Source organism: Bacillus sp. M5A3_1b, from assembly GCF_053345335.1.
In genome coordinates this window covers 37,528-55,582 of sequence record NZ_JBKEZY010000017.1, presented here as the reverse complement: position 1 = coordinate 55,582, position 18,055 = coordinate 37,528, and the positions used below count along the sequence as shown (strand labels likewise).

Sequence of the window (18,055 nt, the reverse complement as noted above, 5' to 3'; positions counted from 1 at the left end):
GCTTAGTGAGTATAAAGCCATATATATGATTAAAGACTATTTTCTTCTTCTATTCCAAACTATACAAAAAAACACCCAAGAGCTATCAAAGGTGTTACTTCGCCTGTTCAATCTCCTACAGCAAAACGGGCGGAAATCTCATCGATATGAGAAAAAAACGGTCTTTGATATATTAGGTGTCGTTTACAATTGTACTATGTCTGATAATCAAGCCGCTTAATTCAAAAAAGTGAAACCCGTTAGGGTTTATTTCGTATGCAAATCTTTCAATCACCTAAACTTGCCCTTTTGAAAAAGAAACAATCTCGCCTAAAATTGACTTTGCATAAGCTTAGCTTGATAGCGATGTGGCGAAACCCCTAATATAAATATCTTAAGCAGATACAGCAGCTTTATCTTTACGGAAGATACCCATTAATCCGCCAATCAATAATAATACTCCTGGTAATAAGTAAAAGATAGAGATACAGATGAACCCGCCAATAGCAGCAACTGTCATCATGATACCGCCAACTTTAGCATTCTTTTTAACTACTACGCAGCCAACGATTCCTAAGATTGATAGAGCAACCGCTCCCCATCCTAAACCAATGATGCTGTCAGCGCCTTCTGCTTCAAACGCGGCTCCCATACCGCCGATCATTAAAGCGATAAATGCACAAATAATACCAAAAATACCACCAATAAGTCCTAATACAAATTCAGTTGTTCTTTTCATTTTAAATTCTCCTTATTTAGCCACGTCAAATTCGAATTTGACAGATTTTTCATCGAATGTAAATGTTGGTTTGAATGTGCCGACGAATTTATCACCTTCGGGAACATCAAATGTCATTTTATTAGTGATTTGGTTACCTGGTGCGATATTTTCGTTTACGAATGAATCTCCTCCACCAAAGTACTCTTTGAATTGGTTACCTTCAGCATCAGCGATTTTTAATTCAGAAGTTCCGAAATATATATCTTTCTTGCCGTTGTTTTTAGCATTAAATGCGATTTCTAAAACTTTTCCTTTTTCAGCTTTGATGTATTCGTTAGGTTCAACGAATTTAGCTGAACTGAAAGTTAGTTGTAGACCATTAACTTCTACTGTATCCCCGATTTTATAAACTTTGTTTTCAGTAGATGCTTTTTTGTCCTTTTTTTCCTCTTGTTTAGGAGCATTGTCTTTACTTACTTCTTTAACTTCTGTTTCACCACATGCACCTAAACTAAAAGCAAGTGCTCCTGCTAAAGCAATTGTACCCATTTTTTTATACATTTTCGTTCCTCCAGTTATGTAAAATGTAAGATTTCCGAGCTTATCATAGCAAACAATTAATTATAATATTGTCATATTTTGTCGAAAGGAAATAAAAAAAGAGAGCCGAAGCTCCCTTTGGGTAAAACGGTTAAATTATGTAAAATTTTACCACTGGTCATTGGAAATGATTTCTTTTATCATGAAATCAAATCACAATATATCCTTGTTGTTTTGCAACATTTTCACATACAATGAAACTTGTTTTGCAAAACGGCCTTGCTGACGTCCATCTAACTCCTCATAAGCTCGTTGGATGTCATTGAATAGTAATCCTAATAACGCATCTTCTTTCCTGTTCTCGAAGTTAAGAAGAGCATCTGTGGAGGTGTTAAAAAACGACGCAATTACCTTTAAGCTTTCAAGATCAGGTTCATGACGATCAGTTTCCCAATTTTTAATTTGTCCGCGTGATAAACCTGTTCTCTCAGATAATTGTTCTTGCGTTAAATCGAAAGACTTTCTGAGATTTTTAATGTTTTGTCCGACTGTAGTTTTCATAGTTTGAGTATAATAATTGCCTTATCACTATACCATAATTGGTCGATACTCTGACTTTTTGAAACTATTTAGGTATTTTTGCAGACTTAACAAATATGTATAGAACAAATGTTTGTTAAGTGGTAAAATATTCATATGAATTCTTTGATTCGAGATTTTTTAAAACGAAAAACGTTGATATATAGCGTTTTTCAAACTTTCTCAATAAAAATCAGATAACTATACGACTGAATATTGGGAAAGTTGTGGTATTATGTAAATAACTAAAAACGGACGTAAAAAAGACCCATGACTGTGCAAGTGGTGCGCTAACACCCTTACACCGTCCACCCTAAAAGGCCTTAGGGGAACTCTTGTCATAAGTCTTCATACATAATTATAACACACAACCTAGATATAATGACGCGTTTTCCTTAAATGTAACAAATTGGGTATAACGTGTCTTTTGTTCCGAATAAAGGGGAGCAAATATCGTGCAAGAACTATTGAGTAATATGAATGAAAAATTAAAATCAAACGGTTACACTAACAGAAAACTAGCTAAACGCTTTGATGTAACACATACTACGGTAAATGGTTATTTCAGCACAAAAGGAAAATTCGATTTCATGCATTTTGTTGACGTACTAAAATTATACAAACCAAATGATGTGGAATTTCGTAGAAAATGGATAAAAAAGATGATACCCATTTTATCTCATAAAAACTTAAAACTAGCTCTTGAAGTATTAGATATGTTCGGAGAGTATGAGCTTCAAGATGAGGTAATGCAACAGATAACGAGTCTTACAAACAAGAAAGACGAAAAAGAAAAGAAAAAAGGGAATTCAAAAACTGTACGGATAAACTTAAACTTGGTTCCGTTATACAAAACTTTGCGAGAAAGAAGCGAAAACACAATCACTCCTAAGATGTTCTTTGAGAAAGTCGATAAAATGAGAAAGAATCAAAAATATACAGACAATGAGCTGGTAATAATATCGGTTTTAAATACAATATATTCTTTTTTTGATTTAGGTAATTACAAGATGGTAAATGAATATATTCAGCAATTGTTACCTGACATTCTACAAATTAAGTGCCGAACATTAAGGGATTCGTTTTTATTAAGAATAAAAGAAATGAACATTTTTGTGGAATTACACGAAAATAATTTAGATAAAGCTCGTGATTTATGTTTTGAAATAATTAATGATGAAACGAATTGTTATGTCAGCACTAAAGCAGTTGCATACTGTAAAGTTGGGGAGAGTTATGTTTTCTCAGATTATCAGAGAGCAAGAGAGTATATGGAAATATCATTAGATATTATTGGAGATCCTGCGAATAAGAAGTTAGAAATAAGAAGAGAGAAAGTATTAAACACACTTTTATTTTTAAAAATACATCACGAGAAAGATCTACATACTATAAGCCTTGAAGAACTAGATAAAGCTGAAAAAGCATTTTTATCTGTAAAGTTAGGCGAAAATGAAAAAGCTATTAAAATTTTAAAGGCTTTACAAGAAAAAAACGGTTATCTTAGCAGTTTCCAACTATATTATATGGGTCTTGCAGTTGGAGGAGAAGAAGGGAAAAAATACTTAGAAATGTCCGCGGAAAGTTTTTCTAAATCAGGTGATTTTTTCTATATTTCTCTACCAAAAACAGTCTTGAAATGTTATAATTGAATTATTCATAAAAGGTGGTGAAACACTTGAAAAATAAGCTTATCAAAGCGGTTTTAACTATTGCTACTGTAGCTTGTCTTTCTATCACAGCTTTTCAGGTGAAAGAAAAAGATAAGGTGCAAAGTGCTAAAGAACAAAATATTATTTTGTACATGAATGATCCGGGCCCTGGTGGCGGTTAATAAATATATATGAAATGACACTATCAAATTTGATAGTGTCATTTCTGCTTTATAGGGAATGGAAACATTTTGACTGTAACGACAAAAACTTTCCACTTTAAGTGAGTTCACATATAAAAAACGGGATGCAAGGGGAGAATTAGAGATGACGAAAGAGCAATTAGTAAGAATGGCAGCTAAATTAGGGTTAAAGCAGGGGAATTCAAAAGCAGAGGATATTTTGAAAATTGTCCTAGATGAATCATACAAAGAAAAACCAAATACATAAAAAAGAAGACTGCCGTATAAGGTAGTCTTCTTTGATTAATTATTCTTTTTAGTTTGCATGTAATTCACATACATCTCTAATTGCTCCCAAGCTTTCTTTCGCTCATCCTCCGGAAGACTTTCGATTAATGTCATTATATTTTTACCTTCTTCAGTAACGGTCTTATTCTCTTCCTCATTAAGCTCTGGATCTTCTGATCTTCCTAATAAGTAATCAGTAGTTACATTAAAGTAGTCAGCTATTTTTTCTAAAGTTTCACGCCCAGGTGCTTTCTTTCCCTTTTCAAAATAAGAAATAGCCATTTTAGATACTCCAATAGCATTACCCAGTTGCTCTTGTGTTATCTTACTATTTTTCCTGAGTTCTTTTATTTTTTCCCCGATCAATATTAACGTCCCCTTTTATTAAAGTGTTTATGATACATAAAGTATAAAGTAAACGTAGTGTTTACCACAAGATAAAATTTATTTGAGTTTTTTTTAAAAAAGTACTTGTAATAAACTTGAGGTTTACTTATAATGAAATCACAGGCAACGAAGGGAGGAAATAACTTGAAGCAGTTAAAACAAAAACGACTAGAAAAAGGGATGTCTTGCCAAGACGTTGCCAATAAAGTCGGAATCACTAAAATGCACTACTGGTATATTGAAAACGAAAAAAGAACCTTGAAAATAGACTTAGCAGAAAAAATTGCAATTGCTCTTGAGGAAAATCCGAAAGACCTTTTTTTTAATAATTAAAGTAAACCTAAGATTTACAAATTGAGAGGAGTAAACCAAATGAACGAATTGAAAAATTTCTCGCATAACATGTTCGGTAACTTAGAAATTCTTATTAATGAGGGAAAAGAATACTTCCCAGCAACTGATGTTGCGAAGGTATTAGGATATTCAAATCCACAGCAAGCTATTCGTAAAAATTGTAAAGAAGATGGGTGCTACAGCGTAGCAGTCACAGATTCATTAGGAAGACAACAACAAAAACGGTTTATAAACGAACCTAACTTATACCGCTTAATCGTCAAATCAAAACTTCCACAAGCGGAACAGTTCGAAAAATGGGTATTTGAAGAAGTGCTTCCTTCTATTAGAAAACACGGAGCGTACATGACAGATCAAGTCCTGGAACAAGCGGTAACAAATCCAGACTTTGCAATCGGTCTTCTCACTAAATTAAAAGAAGAGAAAGAGAAGCTGGCAGCAGCGCAACAACAAATTGTACAGCAACAACCACTCGTAACATTCGCAGAAGCGTGTATGCAGTCAAATAAATCACTAAAGGTGAGCGAAGTTGCTAAGTTAGCAGCAAAACATGGTATCAAAACAGGTCAAAAGAGATTATTCGCAACACTTCGAGAGTGGGGATTAATCTTCAAAAATAAAAATGAACCAACTCAGAAAGCAATCGACAGTGGTTACTTCGAAGTTGTACAAGGTGTAAAAGAAAAACCTAACGGAGAGCCTTTCACATGGCTAACACCTTACGTAACCCCAAAAGGACAAGCTTACATCATAGACCGACTGAAGAAAGAACAAGAACAGAAGGCGGTGTAAACAATGGAGGAAAGCACATACTCATATTTCATGGTATTGGTTGTATTTCTCATCTTTGTAGGATTGAACTACAAAAGCATAAAGCAGTTGATGAAGGATGAAAAGTGATGGATAGACAGCAGCGGGATAAAGAAGCGAAAGTAAACATTATCAGGATGATTCGTGATTTAAGAGCTAGAGGGATACATAACAGCGCAGATAAGGTTGAGGAAATGCATAAGGAGTTTATTACTTTAGCTAAATAGAGAGGAGGTGAGAATTATGGCAGAAAACAAGAAACAAGCCCCTGCGGTAACAGAGGCTGAATCAATGGCATTCGCAAAGGGAAACTCAATGTCTAAATCTGAATTCGAGAAAATTTTAAATTCCTCTGAAGTTATAAAACTAACAGATACTAAAGACATTAATTCTCTAGCGAGACCAATTAAGCAGAATAACGTTGCCAAGGAATGCGAGTAGGATCGATATTAGCTAAGAAATTAACAATATCAGTTCTACCATGATAAGTTGGAGTACCGCTAGAATCTTGAGCCATTAAAATTACTGGAGTTCCTAACGGAAAAAAACGAGCGAAGTCTCTTCGGACTTCTTCTCGGTTAGAACTATTCAAAGCAGAACGCTTAACAACTACTATGGCAAATGTTACTCCTTGTTCTTTAACAAGGGCACCATCGAATCTCATAAAAAACACCTCCTTCCGTCTAAGTAATTCGACAAAAAGGCGGGAAATCCTACAAGGATAAGACAAGCCTTCGCTTGTCGGAATATTCAGGAATCTAATGGTATCCCCCACCTAGTAAATGGGTTCCTGGATATTCCGATGCGTGAAAGCATCAACAAATGAGAGAAATGGGGAATTGAAAATGGATTTAAATTTAATGATTAATGACTCTTTAGCAAAGTTAAAAAATGAAGGTTATGTTGAAAAGATAGTTAAAGCGCAGTTAGAAGAAACGATTAAAAATGTAATTGACCGTTCTTTAAGAAGTTATAGTGATTTTGGTGAAATGCTTGAAAAACAGGTAAAAGAACAACTTCAAATTAATCTTAGTGAATTAGATATCCCGTCTTATAACCACTTTATTGTTTCAACTATTCAAGAACATTTTAATGCGGTTTTGTATGTACAGGGTGTTAATCGCATTAAAGAACAGTTAGATGAACTGCTTCTACATTCAAAAGAAGAATATAAGCTGTCTGAGATTATGAAGGATCTAGTGAAAGAAATTGAAGATTTAGATGAAATGGGTTACGAAGACTACCATGAAATGTCGATGCATGTAGAAAATAGTTATTGCTTCACTTATGTGTACTTCGATGCAGAATCCGATAAAGACAAATACGATTGCAAATACCAAATTTGTGTAAATCAAAAGAGCAATATTGTTGAAAATATTAAAATTCGTGAACAAAGACGTCACTACAGAGACACAAAAGAATTCAAAGAATTTGACGCAAAAACAATCATGGGTGGCTTTTATGGAATGGAACAAACTCTATTCAAAATGTATGCACGTAAAGCGAAGTTAATCATTGATGAAGATGCAGTTGAGTTAGAAGTAACAAATCCTGATTACGATTAATCAAAACAAAATAAAACCAGCCGATTACCCCTAATCGACTGGTTAATGAAACGACTCAATATTTGTACCTCTATTATATCACAGTCGTTTCTTCTAAGTAAATAAGGAGTGAAAGCCTATGTTAGATAAGAATCAATCGAAAGTTGTTCTTCCGTCATGGGTATGGAAGGGCGTAAAAAACGAGAAGGAAGCGAAATTGAAGGCGATTAAATACATTACTCCTGATCGCTATCCTGGCTACAAAATAATTGAAATTCAAGGCGATATAGCGGTATGCGAAAGAGAAAGCGTTTAATGAAGAAGGTGAACTGAATGAACAACAACGTGATGAAAATCGCAAGAATAAACTTACGTGGTAATACGATGGACCAAGGTTGGTTTAAACACCTTACTTTAGATAATGGTAAGCCGTATATGGTTGCTATTACCGTTTTAAGTGAAATCTTTTACTGGTATAAACCAACTGAGATTCGTGATGAAAAAACAAATGAAATTCGTTACAGACAAAAATTTAAGGCGGACAAGCTTCAAAAGAGCTATCAGCAGCTGGCAGACTCATTTGGTTTTACGAAACGACAAGTATTAGAAGCATGTAAATACTTACTAAAAAGAAAACTAATTTTGATTGAATTTCGCACCATCGTAGTTAACGGGATACGACACAATAATGTAATGTATGTAGAACCCGTTGTTGGGAATATTGAAAAAATTTCTGTTTTATATCAAGACTCTATCACATTAGAAAGTGATACCCTCCCACATTATAACGAGGGAGGCTCCCACACTAAAAAGGGAGAGGCTCCCACATTGAAACGTGGGACAAATACAGAGATTACTACAAAGAATACTACAGAGATTACTACAAATAAAAAGACTTCTCGTCTCAAGTTTAAAACTTGCGACACTAACGCTGCTAAATATTTGTTCGAAAAAATTAAAAGTAATAATTCGAAACAAAAGCAGCCTAATTTTGATACATGGGCAAATGATTTCAGATTAATGCGTGAAAAAGATAATCGTGAATTAAAAGAGATTAAAGATGTTATTGATTGGTGCCAAGCAGATCCATTCTGGCAAGGGAATATCTTATCTCCTAAGAAACTACGTGAAAAGTTTGACCAGTTAACAATTCAAATGAAATCTAGAAAAGGAGCGAATAACAATGCAGAGAGCGATAACAGCAGTGCCAGACGCTATAGCCAAAAGGGTCAATATGACTATGGCTTCTGATACTTGTGGAACTCATAATATGACAAAAATGAATTTTAAAGGACAAGTTGTATGTCCGCGTTGTTACCTTGAAAACGAAAGTAAAAAACTCCAAGAACATGAACAGACAAAATGGGAAGCTGATCAAAAAAATAAGCAAAAACACTTATTCCATCAACAAAGCATGATTGCCGATAGCAACATTAGGAAAGCGAACTTTGATAATTACAAACCGACTAGCGAGGAAGGAACAAAGAACCTTGAACTTGCAAAGGGCATCGCGAAGGATTATCGCAACGGAAAGATATTTAACACCATTATGGCCGGGAATTGCGGAGCAGGGAAAACGCATCTTGCTTATGCTATCGCAGAAGAACTAGCAGGATCTGGAATATCAGTCGTTTTTGTCACAGTCGGTGAATTGCTACGGAAAATTAAGAGTACATTCAAAAAAGATTCCTCCTTAACTGAGGACGAAATTATACGAGCTTTAGTACATGCAGAAGTATTAATAGTCGATGACTTGGGAGCTGAATTAGGTGCGTTAGATACTGATATAAAAGCAACAAACTTCATTAATAGGGTCTTATTTGATGTATTTGATGGAAGACAAGGTAAATCTACTATTTTCACTACAAACCTTACAGGCGAGCGTTTAGAAGGCGCATACGATGAACGAATTGTATCACGAATCTTCAATGGGTTTAGAGCATTAGTTTTCAAAGATACAAAGGATTATAGAAGAAAAGTTCTACCATTCTAAGGGGGATATGAAAATGTTATTTGATGATATACAAGCTCCATCTAAACCATATTGCGATATATGCGGTGCAGCGATTGATAACATCGATATTCACGAAGTGCATGTTGAAGAAAAAATGATAACTGCTTGCTCAATATGCTACGGTGATCCAACTGTAAGAAGGATCGAAACAAAAACATTGTTTGATTTAATCAAAGCGGTAAGCAAGCGCTACGGGTACCGCAAAAGTATAAGGGAAGTGCAACAGCAAATAGAAGAAGCTAAGAATGGTATAGAAATTGATGTGCTTGAAAAAAGGGAAGGGCAATTACTGCGACAGCAAACAGGAGAGAAAACTGAATTTTCAGATAAAGAATTACTGTATATCTTCAACAAATTACGCTTACAAATAGCGGGTCACAATAACTTGGCCTTTGCGGTAGCTCAAATATCGGATCGCAATATCGAAGTTGTAATAAGAAAGGATGACGATTATGTGCGCGTGTAACGGAACTGGAGTAATTCAAAACAGTATTGGAATGGGTATGTATCAATTTGGACCATGCGTTTGCGAAGCGGGGAATCAAACGCATGAGGAAGTGGATAGAAAGCGTCATGCCGTTATAGCGAGGTTAATGGAAATTCATTGTATGCAACAGGAAGAGAAAACAGGCGTTGTGGCATGAGAAGCGATCAACTCTCTTTTGAGGACGTTATAGGAAGCTTTGACTATACAGCTACTAGTACTTCTAAACGATTTCTGTGTAGCGGTAGTCACAACGCTATAACGCCTACGTTTGAAGTTCACTTCTATGATCACGATTTGAAACAAAAAATTGATTGGTTTGAAGCAAAAAGTGAAGAAGATGCAAAGAGCGATGCAATAGCAAAGCACGGAAGAATTCAAATTATAAAAACGGTGATAAGTACAAGGACGTTAGCGGAGATCATGGATTTGGATTAGGAGGCATAGCGTTATGACGCGTAACACAAGGTTAAGGATCGTTCTTGGAACTGTGGTATGAGCACACAGTAAATGTGTACTCATACCAATCTAAATTATTTTAAGGACCATGATATATCATCAAGAGCTTTATAAATATAACTATACATGCGGTAAAAGAGATACTTTGGATTGTATTTTTGTTTCCATTTCATAAAAATCACCTCTCATACAAATAGTTTAATTATATTATACAGTTATTAATTTGAATGTTAAGAAAACTAGATGCGAATTAAGGTGAATTTAAACAAAATAGCTATAAAAAAAAGACCTCTTACGGAAAGATAAGGGGTCATCAAAAAATGTTGTATTTGAAACACGTGATGTTTCACAAAGACATTATAACATAAATTTATATATTTAGTATTATTAATATATAAATTTATGAAAATAATAAAAGTGCATAAAATCCGTATTTAAATGGAGAAGCCCTAGGCTTAGGGGGCTAGGGCTTCTCGGTTTGGTATATTTCACACGATATTATAAAAAAGAATAGAACTTACTGAAGATAACACATGGATGTTTCATAAATGTATCAAAAAAGTGAACAAAATAGTTATTTAGTTACAAAAGAATAGAACACACAAATATGTGTGTTCTTAAAATGATAAGTGGTGTAAGTAAAGTGTTTCATGAGTAAATTCTTAATATTGTATGCCTTACTTGGTTTTATGAAGCTTGTCACTAAAGAAAATGGTTATGTGGAATCTAGAAGTAATTTAAACAAAATTCTTATTTGAGAGAAAGGACTGGTAAACGTGAACCTGAAGAAAAAGCTTGGAAACATCGTCTGGCATATCGAAAATAACCGTGAAGTTTTAGGTGATACACAGGTATTAGATCAAGTTCTTGAAAGCCTGAAAGGAATAGAAAGCGCATTACCTCAAAACGTAGAGGAAGTCGGGAGAAGAATTGCTACAGGTTTAATGATGGGAATGCAATCTCCTATACAAATGAGTAGTACAGTTCAATCAAGCAACACTATTAACGAAACGCATCAACGTAAGTGGTACGGAACATTCAAAGGACATAATCAATGGGATCTAGCAAAAGATTGGTTTCAAATGACAAATGATGACTTCTTTAATCAGTACGGATTTAACTTTGTTCCAAAGGGTCAATTGTTTAATGATGCGAAAAGTTTTTTAGCAGACAAATAATACAAAATCGTTAATTTGGAGGATTCAACATGGAATATATAGCTATACGTAACATTGGGAATAACTTCACCGAAGGCCATATTTATAAAATAGAAAGATATCCAATGATGAGTTACTTCATTAATGTAGCAGTGGATGATAACGGAGAAAATTATAACTTATCTGATATGGAAGTTATCACTTGTTTTAAAGAGAGAAAATAAAACAAGACAAAAACGCTATTTTATTAGAAAAGGAGAATTAACTATGAAGATGCTCGATCTCTTTTCAGGAATCGGAGGAATAAGTTTAGCAGCTGATTGGGCTGGCATTGAAACAGCGGCATTTTGCGAGATCGAGCCATTCAATCAGAAGATATTAAATAGGCATTGGCCTACAGTGCCAATCTTTCCAGATATACGAACACTTACAAAACAATCATTAGAAGAAAGTGGTGTTGACGTTGGAACAATTAGCATTGTGGCAGGAGGATATCCTTGCCAACCTTTCAGTGTTGCCGGGGACAGAAAAGGCGAAGAAGATGACCGTCACCTCTGGCCAGAAGTATTCCGCTTACTACAAGAAATCAGACCAACTTGGTTTATTGGTGAAAATGTTGCTGGACACGTCACATTGGGACTCGACAATGTGCTTACTGACCTGGAAAGCATCGGCTACACCTCACAACCGTTTGTTGTTCCGGCTTGTGCCATCGGTGCCCCACACAGAAGAGACAGGGTCTTTATTATCTCGTTTTTTCCCGACTCCAACAGCATCGGATACAAGGGGCCTCAACAATTACGAAAAGACGTTAGTGAAGTTGAAAAATGGAGAACGAGCTCATTTGGGACAACTTCCAAATTATTTGATGATATTGACTGGGAAAAGAGGGCGTTCCAATCCGGTTTTCTGGGAAGAGATGATGGGATTCCCAATCGGGTGGACAGAATTAGAAGCTTAGGTAACGCGGTGGTCCCACAACAGATCTATCCGATATTTGAAGCAATAGCCAAGATTGAAGGTTTATTATAAAAACTTCATTTTAGTAGAAAGGCGGGTAATCGTAATGGATCCTAAAAGACGTGATAATCATGATCGATATTTAATGGCTGCTCAAGTGAAAGCAATTATTAAAAAGATTGCTGAAAAAGAAGGTTTAACTGAAGAACAAGTACGACAAAGTTTTTTGAATGGTTATAGGAAAGTGTTTGAGGGTAGTGAAAGTTAATAAAAATTTCATTTTGTAGAAATAAAAAAGGCGATTGTCGCCAAATCGCCTTTTGATAAAACAGAGCACTTTCAAACATAAGGTATTCGGTGTTTAATGATATGTGCAAATAAAAGAGCAGCTAGCAAAAGCTAACTGCCCGGCTGGTTCTCCAAGGGGGAACAAGGAGAAAAGATTACCGTGTCATCTATAGTATTGACGGAATATTTAGTTTTATTCACGAGAGATTATATTCTAAAATTTGAATTATGATAGTCGATATTCTCCATATTGACCAGAACAGAACTAAAAGTTCTAGTGACATTCCAAGGGTTCTTTTCTTAGTTTTTTGAGATTCTTTTATCAAATAGCCAATAGCACAAATTGCTAGAAGAATGAAAAGAATAAGTTCGAGTGTAACTGGCATTCTATTTACTCCTAAAAATAAGTTTGTATATAGTGATTATAAGATATTTTTTTGATGATTGGTAGTAAAAAATTCAACAAAATAATCCTTTGAATAGAAAGCGAGGCTAGCAGAATGGAAGGTAACGTAAAGCTACTAGGTGCAGACGGAATGTGCGGAATGGAGTTTACAGGAGATAAGGTCAATGTTTATAACGATGAAGGATACGTAATGGAGAGTATGACTACAAAGGAACATGTTCAGGAAGTTATTGATTTTCTTGAAGAGTGTAAAGAGGAAATGGAATAGGAAGTGAGGATATTAGTTGATTAAGCGCAAAAAGAAGACAGGCCGTATTAATAGTAAAAAAACAGTTGCACTAGGAATTGAGTTTGATAGTAAAACAGAAGCAGAGTATTACCTGGTATTGAAGAGTGATCCTGAGGTTGTCGAGATTGAGCTACAACCTCAGTACATGCTCCTTGAAGGGTTTTATATTACAACACGAGATGGTAAACGAAAGAGACGTAGAGATTGGAAATTCACAGCTGATTTCCTTGTCACTTATAAAGATGGAACGCAGGAAGTTATTGATGTCAAAGGCTACGCTAACGATCGCTTCCCATATATGAAAAAGATGTTTGAATATCGTTATAAACGGGAGTTAGTTGTAGTTATGAAGGACAAGCAGAAAGGTTGGATAAGAAAATAAAGGGAGCTGAGTAGATGATTCCAAAATACAAGGGTACAAGAGAGTTCATGCTGCACCGTAATGAAGAAGGTTTTGGAGGTAAACAACGTGTATGGAGTTTCGATGTATTTACGTACAAGGAGTTAATGGAACATTTAGATGATGGATGGAGAATTTACGACGAAGAGAAACGTATAGCAGCGTTTTATAGGAAGACAACAGCTTAATGGATAGCGGAACCATGACTAACAGTGTGGTGGGGGCTGTATTGTAGTCATCGTTCCCTTATTCAACAAAGAGTTAGTAAAATTTCACGTACCTGATGTGAATGTAAAAACCAAAATTTGAAATAGGGGGATTACAGATGGAGCAGCAATTAGCATTCTTTCCAGAAATCGATGATGAGACATATAAAAAGATCCAAAAAGAAGTGGTGAGTATTCTTAAAGAGTACCGTGCATTAAAGGTACGGTTTGAAAACGAGATAGAGCAAGAACAGGAAGGGATTAGCTTGTTTCCAGAAATACGCAACACAAGACGTGTGAGTAATATTAAGTTTAAGCAAATAGATAAGGCTTTACAAAACGTTCTTGATTATGACGAAGCTGAAATAATTAAGATGAAGTACTTAAATGGCGAGAAGCTTAAAGATAGTTTTATATACCAAGAGTTATCAATTAAAAGAGATCACTTCTACAATAAGAAAAAGAATGCAATTCGATTGATTGCCACTTCGTTGGGGATGATTTGATTATTATATTTCTATTAATAACCAAAAACGATAGATATTATGTAATTATGCATATTTAACCAAATTTAAAAGTTATTTCTATATAATGATATTTGTAGTTAACAAATTTTGGGGGTTTTAAAATGAAAAAATTAGGGAAAACACTTCTAACAGGTATTGTTTTATCAAGCGGACTTCTTTTTGGTACTTCTGATGCATTTGCAATGGATTCGAAAAGCGCTACTGACAGTATACATTTTAGTACTGATTCTAATAGCTATGGCTGGGGTGCTACATCTATTGATGTAGACGGATATGTACCTTATCGTAATAGTTTGATTGAATTAGTTAGAAAAGACGGAACTGTTGTACAACGTCATGATATTGGTGCAGGTCATTTCTTTAAACAATTACCACTAAACGGTGTTTCACCTGGATTATATGATGTAGTGGTAACATCAGATACGGGTGGCTGGCATGGAAAAGGCGAATTAAAAGGTTACTTAAGAGTAAAATTATAATCGCTTTTTATAAGGTATATAGTTTGAAGGAAAAGGCAAGATCATTATTAAATGGTCCTGCCTTTTTTATTTTTAAATCGTCGACAAAATCTCGATAAAAAAGGGGACTAAATAGGGGGAATTTTGATAATGAAATCAACGGTATTCTTAATGTACAAGCCCTTTGACAACCGCATATCGAAGAGGATTAGTACACCCATCAGTGAAACGTTCTTATGCGAGAATGTCACGGTAACGTATACCGCATAGTAGGGCGGGCAAGGCGGTAAGAACCCGCGTTAAGACGTAAAGACCAATGAAGTTACTTACAATGACATATTCCAGTGTGGGGGGTGTGAGATAACTCGCATTCGTCATGCTGTTTCTATTATATTTAGTATTCAGCTCAGATGCGTCCTCTGGGTTGATAGTAAATATAAGTCTATTACTCTCTAGTATGTCGGTTCTTGAAAATGGAATGGGGGTGGTTGCTCATGATTGAGTGACGCTTGCATTCTAAAAATCTAAAATATACGTGATCTTGTACATTAGTAATTACTCACAATTCTTATTAATGACCAAAACGAGGGCAGAGAGCTTTCGCTCTTTGTTTGAGCCAATACAGCGGAAACATTCCCCTTCCGTCCCTCTAGTGTATTGGTTCAAACAAGGCGTCGGAATAAACACATACGTCTTGATAAAAATCCTTTATAATTCGATATCGGCTTGCAAAGGCAAAAGCTGAAGTATTGGCCAACTCCACGGAGTATAAACGAGAAGAGGACTATAAAGTTGAGAAAATGAATTCTCGCTCTTCTCCCAGTCACTGAACGTAAAGCGCGTAGCTAATAAGAGCTAAAACATTACATGATGCAGTGGCTTGGAGAAGGTTGAGAGTACTCAGCCTTGAAATGATTGCGAAATTCCCCTTTCGTGAATGTTTCTCCATCCCCTTTAGAGCTGTCACTTCCGTGATGGCTTTTTGTTTTGTAGGATATTCTCTTTTTCGGTCGAATAGATAGAGTGGGAGAGGAGGGGATTATATGAAAGTAAGCGAGTTAATAAAACATCTACAAGAAATCCCTAATAAAGATGCGGATGTATTAGTTCAATATATCATTGCTGCTAAAAAATCAGATAAAGTGATTCCTGGGATGGCTAAAGTAGACAAAATATTAATACCTGCAGACGGCAAATACAATTCAGTTTGTATTTCTGCTGGAGCAATTGAAGAAGATATTTAAGAGAAGGCATCCATAACGGGTGCTTTTTTCTTTGTTATATAGAAATTACACATTAAACGTGAATATAGACAAAATGGACATCTGGTTAGGAGGATGATAATTGATGAATGATTTCTTGTATGGTGCAGCTAAAGGGATGGCTTTAGTGGAAGACGAAGTAAAAGAAATTTATAGACAACAAGCGAAACATTTTCAAATGCTATTTGAGGAGCTCACTTTAGCAGGGTTCAACGAAGAGCAAGCAATGCAAATTGTAGTGGCTACTGCTGGTAAAAGTGAATAATGATTAAACCAATAGCAATTATCGTAGCGCTGCCGTGATTTGGGTGGCGTCTTGTTTGTTGTTAAGGAAAGATAAGGGGTGAGGGGAATGGGTATTATCTCTGGAATAATTAAGTTTGATAAGAATGGAATATCAGTGTGTAAGGACGGTAAAGACTCGGTTATTATTAGTCAGAATAAAGACGGTACGACGACTTGTCACGGTACATTAGCTGAAATGATAACTAAATATCTAACTGAAAAAACAATCGAGTGTAAGAAATGTGGTCACTTTAATACTGAGAATAATGTTGAACAAACTGCTGCTACTTCGTGTGGTGCGAGTTGCGGATGTATTGGATATGAGTATGAACTCATTTGTGGTAACTGTGGTAATGAAATTTACAGTGGTCGTGAATGGAGAGAGTTTGATAGAACAGAAGTGTTTGATGAGATCATAGATGAACTCGCTGAGCCTAACAAAACAAACGAACACAACGAACGAAAATAAAAAAAGAATAATGTATCAAAAACATATGATTGCGAGACATTGAAAACCACTAATGAATATTAACGTTTATCACGTGTTAAAACTACGTATCAAAAACAATTGAAATTGATACAGGGAATTGATACAATAGAACCACAAAGGGAAGGGTGATGGTTCTATGATATTTGGTTATGCACGAGTTTCAACAAAACATCAGAGTTTAGATATGCAATTAGATGAACTTAATAAATTTGGTTGTGAGGAGATTGTCACAGAAAAGGAGAGCGGAGCTAAAAAGGATAGAAAAGAACTTCAATTACTTCTTGGAAAGCTTCGAAAAGGCGATACGTTAGTTGTTTACAAATTAGATCGATTAGGAAGAACAATGCATCAGTTGGTTAATTTATTACAAGAGTTCAATGAGAATGATATTAACTTTGTATCAATTAAAGATGGTATTGATACGTCAACTACTATGGGGCGTCTAATGTATCATATTGCTGGAGCATTTGCTGAAATGGAAAGAGAAATCATTAACGAACGTGTAATAAGTGGAGTAGCTTCTGCGAAAGCTAGAGGTCGCGAAGGTGGAAGGAAGAAAGCTCATACACCTCAACAAATACAAGGTATGATGGAGATGCTAGATGCAGGTAAAACAAAAGTCGAGGTATGCGAAATGTTCGATGTAGCAAGAGCTACTTTATATAGATACATACGAGAACGAGATATGTCATCAAAAAATCTAAAGGAGAATGACGTATGAGTCGGAAACGAAAAAATATAAGTGGTTATGACATTATGCGATATTGGTTAGATAAAGAAGATGGTGAAGGCATTCCGTATATTGAAATTGATGGAGTGCAGTGTTTTCGTTGTAGAAAAAACAGTGAAATGACTTGCAACGATATAAATGATGACGTTGAGCTAAAGGATTATTGGGATAAGAAGACAAACGGATTTGTGAAAGCACATATCGTACCTTATGCAGTAGGTGGCGCTTGTCATCCTAGTAATATGATATTTTTATGCGAACATTGCAACAGGGACGACTTAGATGTTAAATCAAAAGATTTATATATGAATTGGTTGAATAGAGAACGAAAGAAACACATATATGGAACTAACATGGAGCTAATTGAAAGAATGGCACAATGCTTGATTAAATACGGAGTCAATGAAGAGAAACTTTCATTTATGTTTGGCGAAGAAAGTGATGACTTTAAAAAGTTTGTCAGTGAGAATTGTGCTTGTAACGCTTCTATTAGCAAGAAAACGTACTATGATACAGTATTAGCACTTGCATTGATGTATAAAGATGAATTAGACATGAAAGAACAAATGATGAAAGATTATTCTTAAAGTAGCGAATCCGCTGC

At 35.3% G+C, this 18,055-nt stretch carries 34 protein-coding genes and 1 pseudogene; 29 read left to right on the top strand and 6 right to left on the bottom strand.

Features of this window, described 5'->3' with window-relative positions; all coding sequences use genetic code 11:
- A pseudogene (locus tag ACLBWW_RS27530) lies at positions 1 to 220 on the top strand (IS4 family transposase); the annotation flags it as partial.
- A gap of 153 nt (positions 221 to 373) precedes the next feature.
- On the opposite strand, the gene ACLBWW_RS27525 reads toward ACLBWW_RS27530, so the two are convergent.
- The 3 genes from ACLBWW_RS27525 to ACLBWW_RS27515 all read right to left on the bottom strand — a co-directional run bounded on the left by ACLBWW_RS27525 (position 374) and on the right by ACLBWW_RS27515 (position 1,801).
- Positions 374 to 718, bottom strand: coding sequence for a DUF4064 domain-containing protein (locus tag ACLBWW_RS27525; protein WP_097994665.1), 345 nt, complete (start codon positions 716 to 718; stop codon positions 374 to 376).
- 12 nt (positions 719 to 730) lie between these two features.
- Positions 731 to 1,261, bottom strand: coding sequence for a DUF4352 domain-containing protein (locus ACLBWW_RS27520; RefSeq protein ID WP_447614372.1), 531 nt, complete (start codon positions 1,259 to 1,261; stop codon positions 731 to 733).
- A gap of 192 nt (positions 1,262 to 1,453) precedes the next feature.
- Positions 1,454 to 1,801, bottom strand: a complete 348-nt coding sequence (locus ACLBWW_RS27515) for a helix-turn-helix transcriptional regulator (protein ID WP_098123975.1) — start codon at positions 1,799 to 1,801, stop codon at positions 1,454 to 1,456.
- Positions 1,802 to 2,295: 494 nt separating this feature from the next.
- Here ACLBWW_RS27515 and ACLBWW_RS27510 point away from each other — a divergent pair, with 494 nt between their 5' ends.
- The 3 genes from ACLBWW_RS27510 (at position 2,296) to ACLBWW_RS27500 (ending at position 3,921) form a co-directional block, all read left to right on the top strand.
- Complete coding sequence (locus ACLBWW_RS27510) at positions 2,296 to 3,471, top strand: AimR family lysis-lysogeny pheromone receptor (protein ID WP_447614375.1); 1,176 nt, start codon at positions 2,296 to 2,298, stop codon at positions 3,469 to 3,471.
- Positions 3,472 to 3,497: 26 nt separating this feature from the next.
- Entirely contained in the window at positions 3,498 to 3,653 is a 156-nt protein-coding gene (locus tag ACLBWW_RS27505; RefSeq protein ID WP_165775595.1) for a hypothetical protein, read from the top strand.
- 145 nt (positions 3,654 to 3,798) lie between these two features.
- A complete protein-coding gene (locus ACLBWW_RS27500; protein WP_255256214.1) occupies positions 3,799 to 3,921 on the top strand; it encodes a hypothetical protein in 123 nt (40 codons plus the stop codon).
- 35 nt (positions 3,922 to 3,956) lie between these two features.
- Here the strand turns inward: ACLBWW_RS27500 and ACLBWW_RS27495 are convergent, their stop codons facing one another.
- The gene (locus tag ACLBWW_RS27495; protein ID WP_098123973.1) at positions 3,957 to 4,307 is read right to left on the bottom strand and encodes a helix-turn-helix domain-containing protein; all 351 of its coding nucleotides are present in this window, start codon (positions 4,305 to 4,307) and stop codon (positions 3,957 to 3,959) included.
- A gap of 132 nt (positions 4,308 to 4,439) precedes the next feature.
- On the opposite strand from ACLBWW_RS27495, the gene ACLBWW_RS27490 reads away from it, so the two are divergent.
- The 4 genes from ACLBWW_RS27490 (at position 4,440) to ACLBWW_RS27475 (ending at position 5,933) form a co-directional block, all read left to right on the top strand.
- Positions 4,440 to 4,661 (top strand): helix-turn-helix transcriptional regulator, encoded by a 222-nt coding sequence (locus tag ACLBWW_RS27490; RefSeq protein ID WP_098123972.1) that lies wholly within the window; start codon positions 4,440 to 4,442, stop codon positions 4,659 to 4,661.
- Between the two features lie 39 nt (positions 4,662 to 4,700).
- Complete coding sequence (locus tag ACLBWW_RS27485) at positions 4,701 to 5,474, top strand: phage antirepressor KilAC domain-containing protein (RefSeq protein WP_447614371.1); 774 nt, start codon at positions 4,701 to 4,703, stop codon at positions 5,472 to 5,474.
- Between the two features lie 107 nt (positions 5,475 to 5,581).
- Positions 5,582 to 5,719 carry a hypothetical protein gene (locus ACLBWW_RS27480; RefSeq protein ID WP_447614370.1) on the top strand — a complete coding sequence of 46 codons (138 nt, stop codon included), beginning with the start codon at positions 5,582 to 5,584 and terminating at the stop codon, positions 5,717 to 5,719.
- 16 nt (positions 5,720 to 5,735) lie between these two features.
- Positions 5,736 to 5,933, top strand: a complete 198-nt coding sequence (locus tag ACLBWW_RS27475; RefSeq protein ID WP_447614369.1) for a hypothetical protein — start codon at positions 5,736 to 5,738, stop codon at positions 5,931 to 5,933.
- On the opposite strand, the gene ACLBWW_RS27470 is transcribed toward ACLBWW_RS27475, so the two are convergent.
- Positions 5,899 to 6,156, bottom strand: coding sequence for a hypothetical protein (locus ACLBWW_RS27470; protein WP_447614368.1), 258 nt, complete (start codon positions 6,154 to 6,156; stop codon positions 5,899 to 5,901). The two genes, ACLBWW_RS27475 and ACLBWW_RS27470, sit on opposite strands and share 35 nt — an antisense overlap.
- A gap of 181 nt (positions 6,157 to 6,337) precedes the next feature.
- Here ACLBWW_RS27470 and ACLBWW_RS27465 point away from each other — a divergent pair, with 181 nt between their 5' ends.
- The 11 genes from ACLBWW_RS27465 to ACLBWW_RS27415 all read left to right on the top strand — a co-directional run bounded on the left by ACLBWW_RS27465 (position 6,338) and on the right by ACLBWW_RS27415 (position 12,378).
- On the top strand, positions 6,338 to 7,057 hold the full coding sequence (locus tag ACLBWW_RS27465) for a hypothetical protein (RefSeq protein WP_447614367.1): 720 nt from the start codon (positions 6,338 to 6,340) through the stop codon (positions 7,055 to 7,057).
- A gap of 118 nt (positions 7,058 to 7,175) precedes the next feature.
- Positions 7,176 to 7,352, top strand: a complete 177-nt coding sequence (locus tag ACLBWW_RS27460; RefSeq protein WP_447614366.1) for a hypothetical protein — start codon at positions 7,176 to 7,178, stop codon at positions 7,350 to 7,352.
- A gap of 17 nt (positions 7,353 to 7,369) precedes the next feature.
- Positions 7,370 to 8,287: a DNA replication protein DnaD gene (locus ACLBWW_RS27455; RefSeq protein ID WP_447614365.1), complete on the top strand. Its 918-nt coding sequence runs from the start codon at positions 7,370 to 7,372 to the stop codon at positions 8,285 to 8,287.
- Positions 8,271 to 9,029 (top strand): ATP-binding protein, encoded by a 759-nt coding sequence (locus tag ACLBWW_RS27450; protein WP_447614374.1) that lies wholly within the window; start codon positions 8,271 to 8,273, stop codon positions 9,027 to 9,029. The genes ACLBWW_RS27455 and ACLBWW_RS27450 overlap by 17 nt, the downstream gene beginning before the upstream one ends.
- A 13-nt stretch (positions 9,030 to 9,042) precedes the next feature.
- Positions 9,043 to 9,516 carry a hypothetical protein gene (locus ACLBWW_RS27445; RefSeq protein WP_447614364.1) on the top strand — a complete coding sequence of 158 codons (474 nt, stop codon included), beginning with the start codon at positions 9,043 to 9,045 and terminating at the stop codon, positions 9,514 to 9,516.
- Positions 9,503 to 9,694, top strand: coding sequence for a hypothetical protein (locus ACLBWW_RS27440; protein WP_447614363.1), 192 nt, complete (start codon positions 9,503 to 9,505; stop codon positions 9,692 to 9,694). Before ACLBWW_RS27445 ends, ACLBWW_RS27440 begins: the two co-directional genes overlap by 14 nt.
- The gene (locus ACLBWW_RS27435) at positions 9,691 to 9,972 is read left to right on the top strand and encodes a hypothetical protein (protein WP_447614362.1); all 282 of its coding nucleotides are present in this window, start codon (positions 9,691 to 9,693) and stop codon (positions 9,970 to 9,972) included. Before ACLBWW_RS27440 ends, ACLBWW_RS27435 begins: the two co-directional genes overlap by 4 nt.
- A 797-nt stretch (positions 9,973 to 10,769) precedes the next feature.
- Complete coding sequence (locus ACLBWW_RS27430) at positions 10,770 to 11,171, top strand: hypothetical protein (protein ID WP_447614361.1); 402 nt, start codon at positions 10,770 to 10,772, stop codon at positions 11,169 to 11,171.
- 29 nt (positions 11,172 to 11,200) lie between these two features.
- The gene (locus ACLBWW_RS27425; RefSeq protein ID WP_165775600.1) at positions 11,201 to 11,374 is read left to right on the top strand and encodes a hypothetical protein; all 174 of its coding nucleotides are present in this window, start codon (positions 11,201 to 11,203) and stop codon (positions 11,372 to 11,374) included.
- A 43-nt stretch (positions 11,375 to 11,417) separates the two neighbouring features.
- Positions 11,418 to 12,182, top strand: coding sequence for a DNA cytosine methyltransferase (locus ACLBWW_RS27420; protein ID WP_447614360.1), 765 nt, complete (start codon positions 11,418 to 11,420; stop codon positions 12,180 to 12,182).
- 34 nt (positions 12,183 to 12,216) lie between these two features.
- Positions 12,217 to 12,378 carry a hypothetical protein gene (locus tag ACLBWW_RS27415; protein ID WP_447614359.1) on the top strand — a complete coding sequence of 54 codons (162 nt, stop codon included), beginning with the start codon at positions 12,217 to 12,219 and terminating at the stop codon, positions 12,376 to 12,378.
- Between the two features lie 217 nt (positions 12,379 to 12,595).
- Here ACLBWW_RS27415 and ACLBWW_RS27410 read toward each other — a convergent pair whose 3' ends face one another.
- Positions 12,596 to 12,784, bottom strand: a complete 189-nt coding sequence (locus ACLBWW_RS27410) for a hypothetical protein (protein ID WP_064469473.1) — start codon at positions 12,782 to 12,784, stop codon at positions 12,596 to 12,598.
- Positions 12,785 to 12,898: 114 nt separating this feature from the next.
- Here ACLBWW_RS27410 and ACLBWW_RS27405 point away from each other — a divergent pair, with 114 nt between their 5' ends.
- The 10 genes from ACLBWW_RS27405 to ACLBWW_RS27360 all read left to right on the top strand — a co-directional run bounded on the left by ACLBWW_RS27405 (position 12,899) and on the right by ACLBWW_RS27360 (position 18,038).
- Complete coding sequence (locus ACLBWW_RS27405) at positions 12,899 to 13,072, top strand: hypothetical protein (protein WP_447614358.1); 174 nt, start codon at positions 12,899 to 12,901, stop codon at positions 13,070 to 13,072.
- A 16-nt stretch (positions 13,073 to 13,088) separates the two neighbouring features.
- On the top strand, positions 13,089 to 13,475 hold the full coding sequence (locus ACLBWW_RS27400; RefSeq protein WP_447614357.1) for a DUF1064 domain-containing protein: 387 nt from the start codon (positions 13,089 to 13,091) through the stop codon (positions 13,473 to 13,475).
- Between the two features lie 14 nt (positions 13,476 to 13,489).
- Positions 13,490 to 13,681 carry a hypothetical protein gene (locus ACLBWW_RS27395; protein WP_447614356.1) on the top strand — a complete coding sequence of 64 codons (192 nt, stop codon included), beginning with the start codon at positions 13,490 to 13,492 and terminating at the stop codon, positions 13,679 to 13,681.
- Between the two features lie 137 nt (positions 13,682 to 13,818).
- Positions 13,819 to 14,205, top strand: coding sequence for an ArpU family phage packaging/lysis transcriptional regulator (locus ACLBWW_RS27390; RefSeq protein WP_064472815.1), 387 nt, complete (start codon positions 13,819 to 13,821; stop codon positions 14,203 to 14,205).
- A gap of 122 nt (positions 14,206 to 14,327) precedes the next feature.
- Positions 14,328 to 14,705 carry a hypothetical protein gene (locus ACLBWW_RS27385; protein WP_064469476.1) on the top strand — a complete coding sequence of 126 codons (378 nt, stop codon included), beginning with the start codon at positions 14,328 to 14,330 and terminating at the stop codon, positions 14,703 to 14,705.
- 1,022 nt (positions 14,706 to 15,727) lie between these two features.
- Positions 15,728 to 15,928, top strand: coding sequence for a hypothetical protein (locus tag ACLBWW_RS27380; protein ID WP_000868466.1), 201 nt, complete (start codon positions 15,728 to 15,730; stop codon positions 15,926 to 15,928).
- A gap of 100 nt (positions 15,929 to 16,028) precedes the next feature.
- Positions 16,029 to 16,211, top strand: a complete 183-nt coding sequence (locus ACLBWW_RS27375; RefSeq protein WP_447614355.1) for a hypothetical protein — start codon at positions 16,029 to 16,031, stop codon at positions 16,209 to 16,211.
- Between the two features lie 87 nt (positions 16,212 to 16,298).
- Positions 16,299 to 16,700, top strand: a complete 402-nt coding sequence (locus ACLBWW_RS27370; protein ID WP_447614354.1) for a hypothetical protein — start codon at positions 16,299 to 16,301, stop codon at positions 16,698 to 16,700.
- A 157-nt stretch (positions 16,701 to 16,857) separates the two neighbouring features.
- The gene (locus ACLBWW_RS27365) at positions 16,858 to 17,442 is read left to right on the top strand and encodes a recombinase family protein (RefSeq protein WP_447614353.1); all 585 of its coding nucleotides are present in this window, start codon (positions 16,858 to 16,860) and stop codon (positions 17,440 to 17,442) included.
- Positions 17,439 to 18,038: an HNH endonuclease signature motif containing protein gene (locus ACLBWW_RS27360; RefSeq protein WP_447614352.1), complete on the top strand. Its 600-nt coding sequence runs from the start codon at positions 17,439 to 17,441 to the stop codon at positions 18,036 to 18,038. Before ACLBWW_RS27365 ends, ACLBWW_RS27360 begins: the two co-directional genes overlap by 4 nt.
- The last annotated feature ends 17 nt before the right edge of the window (positions 18,039 to 18,055 follow it).

Bases quoted from the DNA above. Each gene is read 5' to 3' on its own strand.
- ACLBWW_RS27525 (WP_097994665.1), bottom strand. From the start codon at position 718: ATGAAAAGAACAACTGAATTTGTATTAGGACTTATTGGTGGTATTTTT.
- ACLBWW_RS27520 (WP_447614372.1), bottom strand. From the start codon at position 1,261: ATGTATAAAAAAATGGGTACAATTGCTTTAGCAGGAGCACTTGCTTTT.
- ACLBWW_RS27515 (WP_098123975.1), bottom strand. From the start codon at position 1,801: ATGAAAACTACAGTCGGACAAAACATTAAAAATCTCAGAAAGTCTTTC.
- ACLBWW_RS27510 (WP_447614375.1), top strand. From the start codon at position 2,296: ATGAATGAAAAATTAAAATCAAACGGTTACACTAACAGAAAACTAGCT.
- ACLBWW_RS27500 (WP_255256214.1), top strand. From the start codon at position 3,799: ATGACGAAAGAGCAATTAGTAAGAATGGCAGCTAAATTAGGGTTAAAG.
- ACLBWW_RS27490 (WP_098123972.1), top strand. From the start codon at position 4,440: ATGAAATCACAGGCAACGAAGGGAGGAAATAACTTGAAGCAGTTAAAA.
- ACLBWW_RS27485 (WP_447614371.1), top strand. From the start codon at position 4,701: ATGAACGAATTGAAAAATTTCTCGCATAACATGTTCGGTAACTTAGAA.
- ACLBWW_RS27480 (WP_447614370.1), top strand. From the start codon at position 5,582: ATGGATAGACAGCAGCGGGATAAAGAAGCGAAAGTAAACATTATCAGG.
- ACLBWW_RS27475 (WP_447614369.1), top strand. From the start codon at position 5,736: ATGGCAGAAAACAAGAAACAAGCCCCTGCGGTAACAGAGGCTGAATCA.
- ACLBWW_RS27470 (WP_447614368.1), bottom strand. From the start codon at position 6,156: ATGAGATTCGATGGTGCCCTTGTTAAAGAACAAGGAGTAACATTTGCC.
- ACLBWW_RS27465 (WP_447614367.1), top strand. From the start codon at position 6,338: ATGGATTTAAATTTAATGATTAATGACTCTTTAGCAAAGTTAAAAAAT.
- ACLBWW_RS27460 (WP_447614366.1), top strand. From the start codon at position 7,176: ATGTTAGATAAGAATCAATCGAAAGTTGTTCTTCCGTCATGGGTATGG.
- ACLBWW_RS27455 (WP_447614365.1), top strand. From the start codon at position 7,370: ATGAACAACAACGTGATGAAAATCGCAAGAATAAACTTACGTGGTAAT.
- ACLBWW_RS27450 (WP_447614374.1), top strand. From the start codon at position 8,271: ATGACTATGGCTTCTGATACTTGTGGAACTCATAATATGACAAAAATG.
- ACLBWW_RS27445 (WP_447614364.1), top strand. From the start codon at position 9,043: ATGTTATTTGATGATATACAAGCTCCATCTAAACCATATTGCGATATA.
- ACLBWW_RS27440 (WP_447614363.1), top strand. From the start codon at position 9,503: ATGTGCGCGTGTAACGGAACTGGAGTAATTCAAAACAGTATTGGAATG.
- ACLBWW_RS27435 (WP_447614362.1), top strand. From the start codon at position 9,691: ATGAGAAGCGATCAACTCTCTTTTGAGGACGTTATAGGAAGCTTTGAC.
- ACLBWW_RS27425 (WP_165775600.1), top strand. From the start codon at position 11,201: ATGGAATATATAGCTATACGTAACATTGGGAATAACTTCACCGAAGGC.
- ACLBWW_RS27420 (WP_447614360.1), top strand. From the start codon at position 11,418: ATGAAGATGCTCGATCTCTTTTCAGGAATCGGAGGAATAAGTTTAGCA.
- ACLBWW_RS27415 (WP_447614359.1), top strand. From the start codon at position 12,217: ATGGATCCTAAAAGACGTGATAATCATGATCGATATTTAATGGCTGCT.
- ACLBWW_RS27410 (WP_064469473.1), bottom strand. From the start codon at position 12,784: ATGCCAGTTACACTCGAACTTATTCTTTTCATTCTTCTAGCAATTTGT.
- ACLBWW_RS27405 (WP_447614358.1), top strand. From the start codon at position 12,899: ATGGAAGGTAACGTAAAGCTACTAGGTGCAGACGGAATGTGCGGAATG.
- ACLBWW_RS27395 (WP_447614356.1), top strand. From the start codon at position 13,490: ATGATTCCAAAATACAAGGGTACAAGAGAGTTCATGCTGCACCGTAAT.
- ACLBWW_RS27390 (WP_064472815.1), top strand. From the start codon at position 13,819: ATGGAGCAGCAATTAGCATTCTTTCCAGAAATCGATGATGAGACATAT.
- ACLBWW_RS27385 (WP_064469476.1), top strand. From the start codon at position 14,328: ATGAAAAAATTAGGGAAAACACTTCTAACAGGTATTGTTTTATCAAGC.
- ACLBWW_RS27380 (WP_000868466.1), top strand. From the start codon at position 15,728: ATGAAAGTAAGCGAGTTAATAAAACATCTACAAGAAATCCCTAATAAA.
- ACLBWW_RS27370 (WP_447614354.1), top strand. From the start codon at position 16,299: ATGGGTATTATCTCTGGAATAATTAAGTTTGATAAGAATGGAATATCA.
- ACLBWW_RS27365 (WP_447614353.1), top strand. From the start codon at position 16,858: ATGATATTTGGTTATGCACGAGTTTCAACAAAACATCAGAGTTTAGAT.
- ACLBWW_RS27360 (WP_447614352.1), top strand. From the start codon at position 17,439: ATGAGTCGGAAACGAAAAAATATAAGTGGTTATGACATTATGCGATAT.